Below are 16992 nucleotides of genomic sequence, written 5' to 3'. Positions count from 1 at the left end.
AGCAGCGCCGCCGCCCTCGTCAGTGATCGGGCTTATAGACCCCCATCCCCGAACACGTCAACAGCAACCTTCAAAAAAACTTCAAAAATCGACAACTCACTGATTATAAACAATAATTCCAGCTGTTGATAAACTAGGTCGATTTTGATCCGCGAGACCACGGTCTTTCGGCTCGCAAATCACCGCCCTTTGGTTGTGGGATCTTATATCGCCACAATCTGGCAGGATTTAGGAGCGCGACAGGCGCCGAACGTCAGTCGTCGGCAGCGCCATTTCGCGGCTGAAATGACCGCGGTTTTCCCTGACACTCTGCATCAGGAATTCACGCACCGCCCTCACCCGCGGCACGGCCACCAGATCCCTATGGCAAACCAGCCAGTAGGTGCGCTTGAGTTCGATCTCTTCCGGCAGGACGATCTCCAGGTCCTCTTCCTGTTGCGCGATGAAGTGCGGCAAGACGCAAAGGCCCAGCCCCTGTCGCACCGCCTTCAATTGCGTCAGGATGCTCGAACTCTGGAAATGGGCATGCAGGCCCGGCTGCAGCTCCCCCAGGTAATCGAGACCGGGCGCAAAAATCATGTCCTCGATATATCCGACGAAGCGGTGGGCCGCGAGATCGTTGCGCCCAGTGATCGGCGGATGCTTCGACAGATAGCTGCGCGCGCCATAGACATGCAGCGTATAGGGGGTCAGCACCTCTGATTGGTAAGGCCCGGCCTTCGGCGCCGTCAGCGCCACCTGGATATCCGCCTCCTTGCGCGACAGCGACATGATCTGCTGGATCGCCAACATTTCCAGGGAGACGTTCGGATAGCGCGCCGCAAAGTCCGCCAGCCGATCGGCCAGGAAGAAATTGCCGAAGCCTTCGAGCGTGCTCAGCCGGACGACGCCGCGCTGTGCCGTCAGGCCGTCATTGATGTCGAGCTGCAACTGTTCGGTCTCGCGCTCGATCCGTTCGGCGGTTTCGACGAAGCGCTGGCCCATGCCGGTCAAGACGTAGCCGCGCGGATTGCGCTCGAACAGCTTGACCTTCAGCGCGAACTCCAGCCGGTCGATGCGACGCGACACTGTGGCATGGCTGGTCCTCAGGCGCCGCGCCGCCGTCGACAGCTGCCCAGTACGGGCCACTGCCAGAAAGAACTGCAGATCGTCCCAGGTGAAATTCGGATTCATGCTCACTCCCTGTCTGTCCGAAAATGAACAGATCCTGTTTCGCAATTTACGGTTCCGCACGCTTGCATCCAAGCGGTTTTTTCCCGATGGTACGTGCCAGAGCGGACATCTGAGGAGCATGTCTGGCCAAATATGAACAGAGCGAAACGAACGCCCCCGGCGGCCACCATCCGGCGCCGGAGCATTCCCGCGTTCATTCGCGACGGCTGGCGGTTTGGGAAGAGGGCAGGACGCGAAGGGATGCGGCGCCGGGGCGCGGCTGAAGGAGCGATCTCGCCCGAACCCGGATCTGAAGGTCGCGCCGTAGATATCGAGGGAGAACATGGACATATACGACTTCATCGTCGTCGGAGCAGGTAGCGCCGGCTGCGTGCTTGCCAACCGCCTTTCGGAAAACCCGCGGCACCGCGTGCTGCTGCTCGAAGCCGGCGGCCGCGACAACTACCACTGGATCCACATTCCCGTCGGCTATCTCTATTGCATCAACAATCCGCGCACGGACTGGTGTTTCACGACCGCAGCCGAAGAGGGCCTGAACGGCCGTTCGCTCGGCTACCCTCGCGGCAAGGTGCTCGGCGGCTGCTCGTCGATCAACGGTATGATCTATATGCGCGGCCAGGCGCAAGACTACGACCACTGGCGGCAGCTCGGCTGCACCGGCTGGGGCTGGGACGACGTGCTGCCGCTGTTCAAGAAATCCGAGGACCATTATCGCGGCGCGAACGCAATGCATGGCGCCGGCGGCGAATGGCGGGTGGAAAAGGCGCGCGTGCGCTGGGACGTGCTCGACGCATTCCAGAAGGCGGCAAGCGAAGCCGGCATTCCCGAGACGCGGGATTTCAACCGCGGCAGCAACGAAGGCTCCGGCTACTTCGACGTCAACCAGCGCTCCGGCATCCGCTGGAATACCGCAAAGGCGTTCCTGCGCCCGGCCCAGAAGCGCGGCAACCTGACGGTCCTCACCAAGGCGCATGTGCGCAAGCTGATCATCGAGGGCGATCGCGTCGCCGGCGTCGAATTCCAGCACGACGGCACAGTCAAGCGCGCCTCGGCCACACGCGAGACGGTGCTTTCCGCCGGCGCGATCGGCTCACCGCACATCCTCGAACTCTCCGGCATCGGTCGCGGCGACGTGCTGCAGGACAACGGCATCGCGCTTCGTCATGAGCGGGCCGGCGTCGGCGAAAACCTGCAGGATCATCTGCAGCTGCGCATGGCCTACAAGGTGACAGGCGTACCGACGCTCAACGAAAAGGCAAACTCGCTGTTCGGCAAGGCGTCCATCGGGCTTGAATATCTCTTGAAACGTTCCGGACCAATGGCGATGGCGCCGAGCCAGCTCGGCATCTTCACCCGCTCAGGGCCGGAAAAGGAAACGCCGGATCTACAGTATCACGTGCAGCCGGTGTCGCTCGAAAAGTTCGGCGAGCCGGTTCATTCCTTCCCGGCTATCACCGCCAGTGTGTGCAATTTGCGTCCGGAAAGCCGCGGTTCGGTGCATCTCAAAGGGCCGGACTTTGCCGCCGCACCCGACATCCGGCCGCGCTACCTGACGGCGGAGGCCGACCGAAACGTCGCGGTCAATGCCATCCGGCTAACGCGGCAGATCGTCAGGCAACCTTCCTTCGCCCGCTTCAACCCGGTCGAGTTCAAGCCGGGGCCTTCCTACGAGACCGAGGAGGACCTGAAGCGCGCCGCCGGCGACATCGGCACGACGATCTTCCATCCGGTCGGGACTTGCCGCATGGGCGCCGATCCCGACAGTGTCGTCGATCCGGAACTGCGTCTGCGCGGGCTCAAGGGATTGCGCATCGCCGACGCTTCGGTCATGCCGACGATCACCTCGGGCAACACCAATTCACCGACGATCATGATCGCCGAAAAGGCGGCGACGATGATCCTCGCGGCCAATCGCTAGGTGTCTGGCGCAAGAGCGGGCGGCGTTCGGGCGCCCGCCGAAGATGCTGATTCCACGCCGGATTCGGCCACGTAGCGGCGTCGGATAACGGTAAACTGGCCGAAAAACGACGCGAAAAGCTTAAATCTCAGGCGTCGAGCCCCTATATCAGGCCCTGATGGCTCGGTTTGAGCCCAAGCAAGATTTAGGGGTTGTGATGGCAATGCAGCGATTTGGGCGTTTTGGACGAACTCTGGCAATGATGGCGATCGGCATGGTCGTCGCGCTGACCGTTGTGGACGTCGCCGAAGCGCGGCGTTCGGGCGGCGGCTTCGGTAGCCGCGGCACCCGCACCTTCTCGCAGCCGGCAACCACCAACACCGCGCCGACGAGCGCGGCACCGATCAACCGTTCGATGACGCCGCGCCAGGACGCAGGCCCCGCCGCCGCCACTCCGGCAGCCGGCCAGACGCGTCCGAACGCCGCCCAGCCGAACGCCCGCCCGGGATTCTTCAGCGGCTTTGGCGGTTCGCTGCTCGGCGGCCTGATGGTCGGCGGCCTCATCGGCATGCTGATGGGCGGCGGCTTCGGCGGCGCTGCCGGATTCCTCGGCCTGATCGTGCAAATGCTGCTGATCGGCGGCCTGATCATGCTCGCCATGCGCTTCTTTAACCGCAACCGCCAGCAGACGGCCTATGCCGGTCCGTCCGAACGCTCGTCGGGCCAGCAGCCTTCGAACGGCATGCCGTCGTTCAAGATCCCGAGCATCGGCGGTGGCCAGGCAAGCGGCCAGCCGCAGGCGCGGCCCCAGGCTGCCCCTCAGGCAGCGCCCGTTGCCGACGGCCCGACCGATGAGATCGGCATCCAGGGCTCCGACCTCGAGCAGTTCGAAAAGATGCTGAAGGACGTACAGGCCGCTTATGCTGCGGAAGACTACGGCACGCTGCGTCGCCTGACGACGCCGGAAGCCATGTCCTACCTCGCCGAAGAGCTCAGCGACAACGCCACGAGCGGCGTCAAGAACGATGTGCGCGATGTGCACCTGGTTCAGGGCGACGTCGCCGAGGCCTGGTCGGAAAACGGAACGGAGTTCGCGACCGTCGCCATGCGCTACGAGAGCATCGACGTCATGCGTGACCGCACCACCGGCAAGGTAATCAGCGGCGATCCGGACAATCTGACGGAAGCCGTCGAACTCTGGACCTTCGTGCGCAAGCCGGGCGCCGAATGGCAGGTTTCGGCGATCCAAGGCGTCAGCCACTGACGCGCTAAACAAAGCCTATAAGAAAGGCCCGGTCGGCATCGCCGCACCGGGCCTTTTCGTTTTCACGCGTCACACGGCGGCGGGGCCGCAGTCGACGGCGCCAGAACACCGGCGATCAGGTCCCGCAGCCAGCGATGGGCCGGATCGCCGTCGCGCCGCCGGTGCCAGATCTGCCGGAAGGCGAAGGGTGGGATCGCGAAGGGCGGCGGGAAGATGGCAAGCTCCCCGGCCTTTTCGTCGCGGGGCAGGATACGGCGCGCAACCGTCAGCACGAGGTCTGTTCCGGCAACGAGACCGGGCGCCGCACTCCAATGGGGCAAGGCCAGCGCGATGCGGCGCTTGTGTCCGATAGCCGAAAGCGCGAGGTCGATCTCGTTGCCGGTATCGCCGCGCAGCGAAACGAGGATATGCGGCCGCTGCAGATAGGTGGAAAGATCCATCGTCGTTTCGCCACCGAGGCTCGCACAGTCGGCCAGGCAGGCGAAGTGCTCCTCAAACAGCAAGGATGTTCTCAGATCCTCGGCAAGCGTCGGGAAAACCCCGAGCGCCAGATCGATCTCCCCGTCGACGGCCTGCGCCATCATCACTTCGCGGCTCGTCTGGCTGACAATGAGATCGACGTTCGGCGCCTGCCGGCGCAGCACTGCCGTCAGTTGCGGCAGCAGCACAAGTGCGGCGTAGTCGGACATCGCCAGCCGGAAGACATGGCGCGCGCGCGCCGGATCGAACGGCAGAGACCCTATGAGCTGACGCATATGCGCAAGCGCTTCGGCAAGCTGCGGCGCGATCTCCAGCGCCCGCACCGTCGGCTCGAGCCGGCCGCCGTGGCGCACCAGCAACGGGTCGTCGAACAGTGCGCGCAACCGCGCCAGCGCATGGCTGACGGCAGGCTGGCTCTTGTTCAGCCGGATCGCCGCGCGCGAGACGTGGCGCTCCGCCAGGAGGGCGTCGAGCACCACGAGCAGGTTCAAGTCGATTGCGCCAAGATTATTCATCGCACGAATATAGCACGTGCAAAATTGGAATTTCCATTCTCAAGATAGATGGCGGAGGATTGCGGCAACAAAAAAGGAAAAAACAATGCCCAATCTCTCCTCCCTCCTGTTGCTTGCCGTGGCGATCTTCGCCGGCGCCGTCGTCCCCCTCCAGGCCGGCGCCAATGCCAACCTTGGCCGCCTCCTTGGCCATCCGCTCTGGGCGACGGTCGTCTCGCTCGGCGTCAGCCTCGCGCTCATCCTGCCGATGCTGATTGCCTTCCGGGCGCCGTTGCCCAACCTGGCTGCGGCATTCAAGGGTCCGTGGTGGGTCTGGATCGGCGGGCTCGCCGGCGTGATCTACATTACCGCGGCCCTCCTCCTTGCGCCGAAGCTCGGCGCGGCAAGCTTCATTGTTGCCGTCATTGCCGGCCAGATGGTCATTTCCATGCTGATCGACCACTACGGCCTGATGGGTTTTCCGCAAAAGCCAGTCAATGCGGCGCGGCTGACCGGTCTGTTCTTCATCGTCGGCGGCATGGTGATCACGCAGATCGCCAATGTCACGCCGGCCTTGGCCAACGCACCGCGATAGCGCAGAGCCGCCTATCAATCGCGGCAGCCATCACCATGAGGCTGCCGCTTGTCACCTGAGAAGCCCCCATGGTAGATGGCTGGCCATGTCGAGCGAACCCCATTTGATGGCCTGATTAGCCCCGCAAGGCGGGGCTTGCATCTGTGAGCCCAGAACCGTCCGCCTCTCGCGCGGGCTTATCCTGTTCGCGTCGATCTCATCAAACCTGCCAATGCAGCAGACCCGAGATCGATGGCGTCTCATCGGGCTCTCCTATGGAAATTTCCAATCTTTGGGGCGATGCCGCCTTCCGGCGCATCAGCCTCGTCCTCACCGTCGATTCCTTCTGCTCCTGGATGCTCGTCGCCGCGTTGCCGCTCGTCGTCGCAACGCGTTTCGGCGCCGGTGCGGAACTGGTCGGCAGTCTTGCCTTGCGCCTGTTGCCGAGCCTCCTGCTTGCGCCGATCGTCGCCGCGCTCCTGCGGCGGAGCGGCCCGAGGCTTCCGGTGCTGTGCTCCCTGTTGATGACCGCCGTCGCCATTCCCGGCCTTTCATTCGCGCCGGACGCGATGACAGTGCAGATGACCGTCCTGGTCATCGGCGCTGCGGATGCGGTGATCACACCGGGCCTCCTGATGCTGCGCGCCGCCGTCGTTCCCGCCGGCCGCAACATGGAGGCCAATACCGCCTTCCAGGCGATCGACCGCTTCGGCAAGATTTTCGGACCGCCGGCAGCGGGTCTCGCAGCCGCCTCCATCTCGATCGAGGCAACGCTTGCTGCGCTGGCGCTCGCCCAGATCGCAGCGGCCCTTCTGCTCGTGCTTCAACCACGCGATAAGCTGAAGCAAGAGAACGCGGCCCCCTCGCACGCTTCGGGCTTCGGACGGGAAATCCTTGCGACGTTCCGCGAAAACCCCGTGCTCTGGGCTTTGCTGCTACCGGCCTTCGGCTACATGGTCTCGCTCGGGGCGCTACAGCCGTTCCTGTTCTGGCTCAATCGTGACCAGTTTCATCTGGGTTCCGAGATGTGGACCTTGCTGCTGGCGGCGCAGGGTGCCGGCGCCCTGATCGGCGCCATCGTCTCGCATCGACTGGCAGGAGCTTTGACCAGCACGCAGGCGCTGCTTCGCGCCTATCTCATCTCCAGCCTGCTCGAGGGCCTTTCGACCTTCGCGCTGATTTTCGCGCCCAACTATCTGGTCGCGAGCGCACTGCTGATCGTCGGTGGCATACCGGAGATGATCGCCTTCGCCACCTACTTTACCCTCGTGCAGCGCTGCCTGCCTCTGGAGCGCCAGGCCGTGTTTTACGCCGTCAGCTTGCCACTCATGGATGCCTGCTTGATCGCCGGCATTGTCTCGGGAGCCTTGTATACCAGCGATCTCGTGACGCTCGGGCAGTTCTGGCTCTTTGCCAGCGCCTGCGCCGTGCTGCCGGTTTTGCCGTTCCTTGCGTGGCGCGGGTCGGCGACCAACCGTTAGAGCCGTCTCCCCGCGGGAAAAAGATCAACGCCAGCCGTAACTTACGGCTGGCGCGTTTCACTTTCACTGGCCATACTCGCACCGGGCTATAAAGGGGTATTGCATGCAGGACCGGTTGTTCATCGACGGAAAATGGGAAAAACCGCGCCGCGGCGGCACGCTCGACGTGATCGATCCGGCGACGGAAGAGGTCATCCATCGTGCACCTGCCGCAACCTACGAAGACGTGGACCGGGCCACAAAGGCGGCCCGCATCGCCTTCGACAGCGGTCCCTGGCCGAGACTGTCGGGAACCGAGCGCGCCGCCTATCTTCGCGCGATCGCTGCCAAGATCGAAGAGAAGCGCCACTCGCTGGCCCGGCTCGAAGTCGCCGACAACGGCAAGCCGCTGCCGGAAGCATTGTGGGACATCGACGATGCCGCCGGCTGCTTCCGCTATTATGCCGGGCTCGCCGAGGAACTGGACGCCAACCCGGAGGAGGCGATCACCGTTGGCGACAGCCGCTTCACGTCACGTGCCGTGCGCGAACCGCTGGGTGTCGTCGGCGCAATCACACCCTGGAACTATCCGCTGCTGATGGTGTCATGGAAGGTGGCGCCGGCGCTCGCCGCCGGCTGCACCATCGTGCTCAAACCGTCGGAGTTGACGCCGCTGACAGCGCTTGAGCTCGGCGTCATCGCCGAGGAAGTCGGACTGCCCGCCGGCGTACTCAACATCCTCACCGGCACGGGCCAGGACGCCGGCCAGCCGCTGACCGAGCATCCGCTGGTCGACAAGCTTGCCTTCACCGGCTCCGTGGTCACCGGCCGCAAGGTGATGATGGCCGGAGCCCAGGACATCAAGAACGTCAGCCTCGAACTCGGCGGCAAGTCGCCCTTCGTCGTCTTCGCCGACAGCGATATCGACAAGGCCGTCGAATGGATCATGTTCGGCATCTTCTGGAACCAGGGCCAGGTCTGCTCGGCGACCTCACGCGTGCTCGTCGAGGAGGCGATCTACGAGACCGTCGTCAAGCGCCTTTGCGAGGAGGTCAAGAAGATCACCATCGGCAACGGCATCGATGACGGCACCCTGCTCGGGCCGATCGTCTCCAAGGGCCAGTACGACAAGATCATGGGCGCGATCGACCGCGCCCGCCAGGACGGCGCCACCGTGGCTGCCGGCGGAGGCCGCCCGGCCGGCCTCAACAGCGGCTACTTCATCGAGCCGACGGTGCTCACCGACATGCGCGAGGACAGCTACGTCTGGCGCGAGGAGATCTTCGGCCCGGTGGTCTGCGTCAAGCCGTTTGGCGAAGAGGCAGACGCGATCCGCATGGCCAACGACAGCCGCTTCGGTCTTGCAGCCGCTGTCATGTCGGCCGACAGGGACCGCTGCGAGCGCGTCGCCCGCGCCTTTCGCGCCGGCATCGTCTGGATCAACTGCTCGCAGCCGACCTTCACCGAAGCGCCGTGGGGCGGCTACAAACAATCGGGCATTGGCCGCGAACTCGGCCGCTGGGGGCTTTCGAACTATCTGGAGACCAAGCAGATCACCAGCTTCGATGCCGACGAGCCCTGGGGCTGGTACATCAAGGGATAGTGCCGATCGGAGGGTGGAGGTACCAGCGTCAAATTCCCTTCATGCGGCTGTGAAATAAGCCGACTAACGATGGCATCATGCAAAGCTGTCGTGGAGCACACGGAATCCGGAGGGTCAGATGAACAGGTCGAACGACGAGATCGAAACGCAGGACTGGCTGGAAGCGGAACTGGCCGACACGCTCGACGAGGATTACGAACTCGAGCTTTCCGAGCCGGCGCTGTCGGAAGAGATCCGCAAGATCTACCGCAAGAACCATCCGCCATCGATCCCGCGCATCGACTACTTCCGCTCTCTACTCAGACTGCAATCAGAACTGATCAAGCTGCAGGACTGGGTGGTCCATCACAAGGAAAAGGTGGTGGTGATCTTTGAGGGCCGTGATTCCGCCGGCAAGGGCGGCGTCATCAAGCGCATTACCCAGCGGCTCAATCCCCGCGTCGTGCGCGTCGTCGCGCTCCCGGCACCGTCCGACCGCGAAAAGACGCAATGGTACTTCCAGCGTTACGTGCCGCACCTGCCGGCCGGTGGCGAGATCGTGCTCTTCGACCGCTCCTGGTACAACCGCTCCGGCGTCGAGCGCGTCATGGGCTTTGCCACCGAAAATCAGGTCGAGCAGTTCTTCGACGACGTGCCGGAATTCGAGCGCATGCTGGTTCGCTCGGGCATTCGCCTGGTCAAATACTGGTTCTCGATCACCGACGAAGAGCAGCAGATGCGCTTCCTCGTGCGCATCCATGATCCGCTGAAGCAGTGGAAGCTTTCGCCGATGGACCTGCAGTCGCGGGTGCGCTGGGAAGCCTATACCAAGGCCAAGGAAGAGACCTTTGCCCGTACCAACATTCCCGAAGCCCCGTGGCATATCGTCGAAGGCAACGACAAGAAGCGTGCCCGGCTGAACTGTATCGACCATCTATTGGCGCAGATCCCCTACGAGGACGTGCCCCACGAGGAAATCTCGCTGCCGGAACGCGTCTTCAACCCGGACTACGAGCGCAAGGTGCTGCCGCCGGAACTCTACGTGCCGTCCAAATACTGACGCGCGCGAGCAACTGCCCGCGTCGGCCGCAGTTGAAAGCGGGGCGGCATCCGCCCGCCTCGCTTGCAATATCCCCGCGAAAATCAGAGATTGCCGTGAAACGCCAGTTTCATGGACATCGCATGAGCCCGAAAGAACGTTCCTTCCTCACCCGTGTTCGCCAAGTGCTGCCGGAGCTGCATCCGGCCGAGCGGCGGCTGGGCGATTTCCTCTGCGATTTTCCAGGCGAGGTCGCCAGCTACTCCGCCCAGGAACTGGCGGCGCTGGCGCATGTGTCGAAGGCGACGGTGTCGCGCTTCATCCAGCGGCTCGGCTACGACAATTACGAGGAAGCGCGCCGGCATGCCCGCGCCGACAAGCAGACGGGGTCTCGCCTGTTTCTCGCGACCGCCACCGACAGCGGCGGCGAGCAGTCGCTCACCTCGCACGTGGCACAGGGCGTCGCCAACATCGAAGCGACGTTCCTCGCCATTTCCGAAACCCAGGTGACGGCGGCGGCCACCGCCATTCTCGGCGCCCGCAAGGTCTGGGTTATCGGCTTTCGCGCCAGCCATTCCTTCGCCACCTATCTGCAATGGCAGATGACCCAGGTGGTCGAGCACATATCGGCCATCCCCGGTGGCGGCCAGACGCTCGGCGAGCATCTGGTCAGCATCGGCAGCGACGACATCGTCATCCTTTTCGGCCTGCGCCGGCGCGTCACCTTGATCGAACCGATCCTTGCGCAGCTCGAAAAATCGGGCGCACGGCTGCTCTATATCACCGACGAAGGCGTTCCCTTCCTCAACCAGGCGGAATGGCACTTCCGCTGCCAGACGCTGGCGCCGGGGCCTCTGTTCAACCATGTCTCGGTGATGGCGCTCTGCCATCTGCTCACCACCCGATGCATCGAAATCGCCGGCCCCGCCGGCCGAAATCGCCTGCGCGGCATCGAGGCGATCAACGACGCGCTCGACGAACTGTGAGCGCCGATTGGGCATTTGCCTGAAACGGCAGAACATTTTTCAAGCAGACGAAATCTGAGTTTCAACCGCTCGTTCGAGCGCGATCTGTCGCCAAGCTTTTGACGGAAAACGAGAAACTCTCGTTTCTCGTAGGATGGCACGAAATCTGCTTTCCCTAACCTGGGTTGCGAACGGCCATTTCCTTTCGCAGCGCGTCATAGAATCTCCTATGAAACTGAGATTTCATGATGTAGATTTCATGAAACTGAGTTTTCACATTTTCACGTTGTTAAGCCATAAAGGGGAACGAACCATGGCAGCGGAAAATATGGTACCGTCCGGCAGGTCATCGCCGGTCATCAGACAGTTGGAATCAGCCTTCACCAAGATCGGCGTCACCGGCGCCCACAAGCAGATCCTCGCCCTCGTGCTCATCGGCTGCCTGTTCGACAGCTTCGAGCAGAACACCATCGGCGTCGCCGGCCCGATCCTGAAAGAACATTGGGGCCTTACCGGCACCGACATCGGCTTCCTCAACACCATCACCTTCGGCAGCGCCGCGATCGGCCGCCTGCTTTCCGGCATTCTTGGCGACCGCTACGGCCGCCGCGTAATGCTGACCATCAACCTCCTGCTCTTCACCATCGGCTCGGCCGCCTGCGCCATGGCGCCGAATTTCGCCACGCTCTGCTTCGCCCGCGCCATCGTCGGCTTCGGCGTCGGCGGCGAGATCTCGACGGCCGTCACCATGCTGTCGGAGTTCTGCTCGCCGAAATTCCGGGGCACGGCAGCCGGCCTCGTCAATGTCGGCGCCGGCGGCTTCGGCAACTTCCTCGCACCCGCCTTCGGCCTGATGATCTTCACCCTCTTCCCGGGTGAAAACAGCTGGCGCTGGCTGTTTGCCTCGCTCGCCTTGCCGGCCCTGCTCGTCGTCTTCTACCGCCGCTTCGTGCCGGAGACCCCGCGTTTCCTCGCTTCGCAGGGCAAGATCGACGAAGCCAACAAGGTGCTCTCCATCCTTGCCTCCGGATCGCTGCGCCCGCGCAATCTCAAGGTCCAGGAGTACCTCACCAAGGATCACCTGAAGGATGAGGAACCGGCCAAGAGCGACTGGAAGGAACTCTTCCGCGCCCCCTTCATCGGCCGCACGATTCCCGTCGCCATCGCCATCCTGATGAGCTATGGCGCCCAGCTTTCGGTGCTGACGCTGATGCCGATCATCTTCGTCTCCATGGGCTATACGCTGCAGGGCAGCCTGCTCTACAGCATGATCATCCAGAGCGGCAGCGTGCTCGGCGCCATCGCCGCCTCGATGTTCGGTTACTACTTCCCGCGCAAGAAGGTGCTGACGCTGGGTGCGGTCTTCGCCTGCCTCGCGGCAGTCTCGATCGCCTATCTCGGCACCAACATCTATCTGGTGCTGATGTTCGGCGCGATCTTCCAGTTCTTCGTGCTGCTGCTCAACACCTCGATCTGGATCTATGCGCCGGAACTCTTCCCGACCCGCATCCGCGCCTTCGGCGTGGCGCTGATCTTGGCTACCGGCTCGGCCGCAGGGTCCTTCGTCCCCACCATCGCCGGCGCCCTCTTCGACGTCTACGGCATGGTCGGTGTCTTCGGTCTTGCCGCCGGCATGTATGCCGTCTTCGCCTTCTGCATCCAGCTCGGGCCCGAGACCTACGGCATGTCGATGGAAGACCTCACCCAGCCTGCCGATGCCGACCTGGCGAAGGCTGACACTTCTGAAATCAAAGTCGGCGTGGAACTGAGAACGTGAGCGCACATATCCTTCTGATCAACCCGAACAGTTCGCGTGCCACCAGCGACATGATGGTCGCCATCGCACGCCGGGCAGCATCAGGACGCATGGCCGTGGCAGTTGCCACGGCCATGCGGAACCCGCCGATGATCGTCACACCGGAGCAGCTGGATGCGTCCGCTGCCGAGGTCGTCGAGATCGGCGAGAAGCATGAAGCCGGATGCCTCGGCATCGTCGTCAGCGCGTTTGGCGATCCCGGCCTTGCCGCCCTCAAGCACCGCCTCGATATCCCCGTCATCGGTATCTGTGAGGCCTCGATGATCGAGGCCTCACAGGGTGGCCGCAAGTTCGGCGTCGCCACAACGACGCCGGAACTGATCCAGGCGATCGACGACCGCGCCCGCGATCTCGGCGTCTGGGAGCAATATACCGGCATCCGCTGCACCTCGGGCGATCCGCTGGCGCTTTCCGCCCACCCGGATCGGCTGCTTTCGGCTCTCGGCGAGGCGGTCCGCCAATGCATCGAGCTCGATGGCGCAGACGCCGTCATCATCGGCGGCGGCCCGCTCGGCCAGGCGGCCGACGCGCTCCAGCCGATGTTCTCCACGCCGATCATCGCGCCCATTCCGAGCGCGATCGGCCGCATGCTCGACCTGATGCAGGTCGCCGCCTGACAGGCATTCCTCCTCGCAGACACCCAAAAGGAGTATGGATCGGGCGGCGCTAATGCCTGTTTCCGCCGGCCGCCCTGTGGTATTTTCGCCCTTCCTAATTGGCGAGACCGAAGCTGGGGCGGAGGTTACGCGATGAAATCTCTCTTTGCTTGCCTGGCCGCGGTGGCGTTCTTCGCCGCGGCGGCGAACGCGGGTCCCTTGCATGACGCGGCACGGGACGGCGACACGGAACGCGTCAAACAGTTGCTCGATCAGGGAACCGACATCACCGAGCCCGATGCGGCCGGTGAGCCGGCACTGTTGATTGCCGCACTCAAGGGCCGCGCCGAGGTCGTCGCCCTTCTCATCGACCGCGGCAACGACATCGAGATCCGCAACAAGGGCGGTCTGACCGCACTGCACGCCGCGGCCTATGGCGGCGATCTCGAAACCGTCAAACTGCTCGTCGCCAAGGGCGCTGACGTCAACGACGTCGCCAACTTCTACAAGATGTCGCCGCTGCATGCGGCAGCCGAAGAGGGCCACGCCGAGGTGGTCGCCTTCCTGCTTGCCAACAAGGCCGATATCGAAGCCAAGGAGCGCAACGGCTACACGCCGCTCACCCAGGCCGGCTGGCGATCCTATTGGCCGGCCGCCGAACTTCTGCTGAAGGCCGGCGCCACCTGCCAGAAGGCCGAACTGGTCGGCGACTGGCTCTACGGCGAATGCACGAAACGGCAGTAAATCAGATCCGGAAACGGAGGAAACGGCATGTCTCGACACTCCATACGATTTGCAATCGCGGCGACCGCGGTCCTGCTTGGCTTCGCCATGCCGTCGCTGGCGGAAGAGCCCGTCAACACCGGCTACTTCGGTGACGTCGCAATCAAGGGCTACGATCCCGTCGCCTATTTCACCGAGAACAAGGCGGTCGAAGGATCGCCGGAGTTCAGCTACCGCTGGCTCGGCGCCACGTGGCAGTTTGCCAGCGCCGAACACCGTGACCAGTTCATCAAGGAGCCGACCCGCTATGCGCCGCAATATGGCGGCTACTGCGCCGATGGTGTTTCCTTCGGCACGGTCACGACCAACATCGATCCCAAGGCCTGGCGCATTATCGAGGACAAGCTCTATCTCAGCTACGATCCGGGTGCGGCCGACGGGCTGGTGAAGAACCCGAACAAGGTGGTCGATTCGCGCAAGCACTGGTCCGAGGTCGAGCAGACGCTGCTGACCGAGAAGGCCAACATCAACTGGACGCAGCCCCGGCCCTGAAGGCCGGCGGCTCGACGATGACAACCGTCACTTCTCGATCGAGAAGAACTTCAGCGACTGCGGCGTGACATTGATGTAGTCCGCCGTGCGCTCGCCCTTGGCCGTATTGCGGTAGACGTAGCCGCAGACCATGCGGTCGAGGAAATAGCCGTCGTATTTCTCGCAGAGCTGGTTGCCCTTCACCTCGATGCGGCCGGTGATGTTGGTGTTGCTGGTCCGATAGGCGGTATTACCGTCCTTGTCGAAGAACTGCGCGAAGCTCGTGCCGTTCTTGTGGACCCCGACCCAGGACTTGTCGGTGGTCAGTTGCTTCAGTTCTGCCGGGCCGAGCCGATCACTGGCGGCACCGACAAAGCCGAAGGGCCATTCCGGTATGCCGGCGACACGCAGGCCGAAGAGATGCCGGTAGAGATCCTCCTCGCGCCAGTAATCGTAGAGATAGCCGTAATAGGTGAGGTTTGTATCCGGGAAGAGCTTCAGCAGTTCTGCCGCCTCGGCCGCCGCACTTTTCTGGTCGCCGCGCTGGGCATAGGCGGAAGCCAGATACTCGCGCACGCCTTCCGCCTTCGGCAGCGACTGGCTCGCCGCCTCGATCAACGGGATCGCCCGCTCCAGGCGGCGCGCCGTGTAATAGACGATGCCGGCCAGAAGCTGCAGGCTCGAGGATGGCGACGGATCGAGCCGCAAGGCCCGATCGATATCCTCTATCGCCTGCGCGTGTTCGCCGGTCTGGGCAAGTATCAGCGCGAGATTGGCCAGGGCTTCCGCATCGTTCGGCTGCGCCGAGACGGCCCGGAGTGCCGATTCCTTTGCCTCCAGGGCGCGGCCGTCGACGAGCTGCAGCAGCGCCAGCACCGTATGGGCGCGGGCATTGTTGGCGTCGAGCTTCAAGGCCTGGCCCGCCGCGTCATAGGCGATCTTGCGCGCCACGGCCGCCGACCAGAGATAGTTGTAGTCGTTTCGCCAGACGTCGACGGCGACACGCGCGATGCCGGCATGGGCGTCGGCGAAATCCGGATCGAGATCGATCGCCCGCTGATAGTAGGACAGCGTCTGGCGATAGGTATCGACATCGCGCCAGATCAGGCCCTGCTGTTCCGCCCGCATGTAGTTGTCATAGGCCTCGAGATTGTCCGTCGGGATGCGCGCCAGCTGGTCGCGTTCGCCCTCGCTGAGCTTGACCTCGAGGGCTGCGATAATCTTGCCGATCACGTCGTCCTGAACCGCGAACAAGTCGGTATACTGCCGGTCGTAACGTTCCGCCCAGAGCGAAAGGCCGCTCATCGCATCGATGAGCTTGACGTTGATGCGCAGCCGCTGATCGGCCCTCTGCAGCGTGCCCTCAAGCACGTAGTGCACGCCGAGTTCAGCAGCCACGTCCTGGATCTTGTCGGCACTGCCCTTCAGCGCAAACACGGAATGACGGGCGATGACGAAGAGGCCGGACACCTTCGACAGCTCGGTGATGAGATCGTCGGTCAGCCCCTCGGCCAAGTGGTCGTGGTCACTGTCGCCGCTGACATTGATGAAGGGCAGAACGGCGACGGATGGCTGGTCCGGCAAGGGATAGGCGAAGCGCTGTGCCGGCCCTTGCGACCCGATTAGCGTCCACGGCTGCCACCAGGCCATTGCGGCAATCAGCACGAGCGCTCCCAAGCCGATCGCCGCAGCTTTCAGCCGGCCGCCCGCACGCCGGTCGTTCGCGGTGATCGTCTTGCCGGCGGCGTTCGGTTCGAGCAGCACACGATAGACGCGGATCGGCTCAGAAAGCCCCTTCACCGATTGGCGTCCGAGCGAGGCAAAGCCGACCTTCAGCTTGGAAACAACCTGATCATAGGCCGTGCCGGAGATGGCGATGCCGCCCGGCTCCGCCAGTCCTTGCACCCGGTCGGCAATGTTGACGCCGTCGCCGTGGATGTCGTCGCCCTCGACGATGATATCGCCGAGATTGATGCCGATGCGGAAATCGAGCCTTTCGCCGTTGGCCCCCTTCTCGTTTTCCGCAGCCGCCTTGCGCTTCTGGATTTCGACAGCACACTGCGTCGCATCGACGACGCTGCGGAATTCGACCAGGAGACCGTCGCCCATCGTCTTCACCAGACGCCCGTGATGCTCGCGGAAAAGCGGTTCCAGGATATTGGAAAGGTCCGACTGGAAACGAAGGCGCGTGCCTTCCTCGTCCAGCCGGCTCAAGCGGCTGTAACCGACGACATCCGCGATCAGGACGGCAGCGAGACGGCGCTCCATCGACGAGCTCTCAGCGTACGACGTACTCCAGCGACAATGTTACCGCAGCTTGGCGGGCGGCGCCATCGGCGCGCATGGGCGACACGCTTCGCCCGCACCGTAACCGTTACGTACTTGCAGGACCTCGCTG

At 63.4% G+C, this 16992-nt stretch carries 14 protein-coding genes; 11 read left to right on the top strand and 3 right to left on the bottom strand.

From position 1 onward, the window contains the following. Window positions 1-228 precede the first annotated feature (228 nt). Window positions 229-1173 (bottom strand): LysR family transcriptional regulator, encoded by a 945-nt coding sequence (locus OKW20_RS25165; protein WP_429176550.1) that lies wholly within the window; start codon window positions 1171-1173, stop codon window positions 229-231. 322 nt (window positions 1174-1495) lie between these two features. Here OKW20_RS25165 and OKW20_RS25160 point away from each other — a divergent pair, with 322 nt between their 5' ends. Beyond that, window positions 1496-3091, top strand: coding sequence for a GMC family oxidoreductase (locus OKW20_RS25160; RefSeq protein WP_429176548.1), 1596 nt, complete (start codon window positions 1496-1498; stop codon window positions 3089-3091). Window positions 3092-3332: 241 nt separating this feature from the next. Then, window positions 3333-4334, top strand: a complete 1002-nt coding sequence (locus OKW20_RS25155) for a Tim44 domain-containing protein (RefSeq protein ID WP_429117316.1) — start codon at window positions 3333-3335, stop codon at window positions 4332-4334. A 62-nt stretch (window positions 4335-4396) separates the two neighbouring features. Here the strand turns inward: OKW20_RS25155 and OKW20_RS25150 are convergent, their stop codons facing one another. Next, window positions 4397-5305, bottom strand: coding sequence for a LysR substrate-binding domain-containing protein (locus OKW20_RS25150; protein WP_429176546.1), 909 nt, complete (start codon window positions 5303-5305; stop codon window positions 4397-4399). A gap of 109 nt (window positions 5306-5414) precedes the next feature. On the opposite strand from OKW20_RS25150, the gene OKW20_RS25145 reads away from it, so the two are divergent. The 9 genes from OKW20_RS25145 (at window position 5415) to OKW20_RS25105 (ending at window position 14615) form a co-directional block, all read left to right on the top strand. After that, complete coding sequence (locus tag OKW20_RS25145; protein WP_429117297.1) at window positions 5415-5903, top strand: DMT family transporter; 489 nt, start codon at window positions 5415-5417, stop codon at window positions 5901-5903. Window positions 5904-6157: 254 nt separating this feature from the next. Continuing rightward, on the top strand, window positions 6158-7363 hold the full coding sequence (locus OKW20_RS25140) for an MFS transporter (RefSeq protein ID WP_429176545.1): 1206 nt from the start codon (window positions 6158-6160) through the stop codon (window positions 7361-7363). 103 nt (window positions 7364-7466) lie between these two features. Beyond that, window positions 7467-8945 (top strand): aldehyde dehydrogenase family protein, encoded by a 1479-nt coding sequence (locus OKW20_RS25135; RefSeq protein ID WP_429176544.1) that lies wholly within the window; start codon window positions 7467-7469, stop codon window positions 8943-8945. Between the two features lie 118 nt (window positions 8946-9063). Further along, window positions 9064-9984 carry a polyphosphate kinase 2 gene (gene ppk2, locus OKW20_RS25130; protein ID WP_043619495.1) on the top strand — a complete coding sequence of 307 codons (921 nt, stop codon included), beginning with the start codon at window positions 9064-9066 and terminating at the stop codon, window positions 9982-9984. 122 nt (window positions 9985-10106) lie between these two features. After that, entirely contained in the window at window positions 10107-10949 is an 843-nt protein-coding gene (locus OKW20_RS25125; protein ID WP_429176543.1) for a MurR/RpiR family transcriptional regulator, read from the top strand. Window positions 10950-11241: 292 nt separating this feature from the next. Next, the gene (locus OKW20_RS25120) at window positions 11242-12705 is read left to right on the top strand and encodes an MFS transporter (RefSeq protein WP_043619493.1); all 1464 of its coding nucleotides are present in this window, start codon (window positions 11242-11244) and stop codon (window positions 12703-12705) included. Next, window positions 12702-13361 (top strand): aspartate/glutamate racemase family protein, encoded by a 660-nt coding sequence (locus OKW20_RS25115; protein ID WP_429176542.1) that lies wholly within the window; start codon window positions 12702-12704, stop codon window positions 13359-13361. Before OKW20_RS25120 ends, OKW20_RS25115 begins: the two co-directional genes overlap by 4 nt. 132 nt (window positions 13362-13493) lie before the next feature. Further along, window positions 13494-14084: an ankyrin repeat domain-containing protein gene (locus tag OKW20_RS25110; RefSeq protein WP_429176540.1), complete on the top strand. Its 591-nt coding sequence runs from the start codon at window positions 13494-13496 to the stop codon at window positions 14082-14084. A gap of 27 nt (window positions 14085-14111) precedes the next feature. Beyond that, the gene (locus OKW20_RS25105; RefSeq protein ID WP_429117278.1) at window positions 14112-14615 is read left to right on the top strand and encodes a YHS domain-containing (seleno)protein; all 504 of its coding nucleotides are present in this window, start codon (window positions 14112-14114) and stop codon (window positions 14613-14615) included. A gap of 27 nt (window positions 14616-14642) precedes the next feature. Here OKW20_RS25105 and OKW20_RS25100 read toward each other — a convergent pair whose 3' ends face one another. Continuing rightward, a complete protein-coding gene (locus tag OKW20_RS25100) occupies window positions 14643-16862 on the bottom strand; it encodes an adenylate/guanylate cyclase domain-containing protein (RefSeq protein WP_429176537.1) in 2220 nt (739 codons plus the stop codon). Between the last annotated feature and the right edge of the window lie 130 nt (window positions 16863-16992).

Origin of the sequence: Ensifer sp. LBL (assembly GCF_050435225.1) — a bacterium.
In the GTDB taxonomy this organism is placed as follows: Bacteria; Pseudomonadota; Alphaproteobacteria; order Rhizobiales; family Rhizobiaceae; genus Ensifer.
Note: the sequence above shows the minus strand (reverse complement) of the source record. Positions and strands in the feature narration are given on the sequence as shown.

Coding starts and splice junctions, on each gene's coding strand:
- OKW20_RS25165 (WP_429176550.1), bottom strand. CDS start 1,173: ATGAATCCGAATTTCACCTGGGACGATCTGCAGTTCTTTCTGGCAGTG.
- OKW20_RS25160 (WP_429176548.1), top strand. CDS start 1,496: ATGGACATATACGACTTCATCGTCGTCGGAGCAGGTAGCGCCGGCTGC.
- OKW20_RS25155 (WP_429117316.1), top strand. CDS start 3,333: ATGGCGATCGGCATGGTCGTCGCGCTGACCGTTGTGGACGTCGCCGAA.
- OKW20_RS25145 (WP_429117297.1), top strand. CDS start 5,415: ATGCCCAATCTCTCCTCCCTCCTGTTGCTTGCCGTGGCGATCTTCGCC.
- OKW20_RS25140 (WP_429176545.1), top strand. CDS start 6,158: ATGGAAATTTCCAATCTTTGGGGCGATGCCGCCTTCCGGCGCATCAGC.
- OKW20_RS25135 (WP_429176544.1), top strand. CDS start 7,467: ATGCAGGACCGGTTGTTCATCGACGGAAAATGGGAAAAACCGCGCCGC.
- ppk2 (WP_043619495.1), top strand. CDS start 9,064: ATGAACAGGTCGAACGACGAGATCGAAACGCAGGACTGGCTGGAAGCG.
- OKW20_RS25125 (WP_429176543.1), top strand. CDS start 10,107: ATGAGCCCGAAAGAACGTTCCTTCCTCACCCGTGTTCGCCAAGTGCTG.
- OKW20_RS25120 (WP_043619493.1), top strand. CDS start 11,242: ATGGCAGCGGAAAATATGGTACCGTCCGGCAGGTCATCGCCGGTCATC.
- OKW20_RS25110 (WP_429176540.1), top strand. CDS start 13,494: ATGAAATCTCTCTTTGCTTGCCTGGCCGCGGTGGCGTTCTTCGCCGCG.
- OKW20_RS25105 (WP_429117278.1), top strand. CDS start 14,112: ATGTCTCGACACTCCATACGATTTGCAATCGCGGCGACCGCGGTCCTG.
- OKW20_RS25100 (WP_429176537.1), bottom strand. CDS start 16,862: ATGGAGCGCCGTCTCGCTGCCGTCCTGATCGCGGATGTCGTCGGTTAC.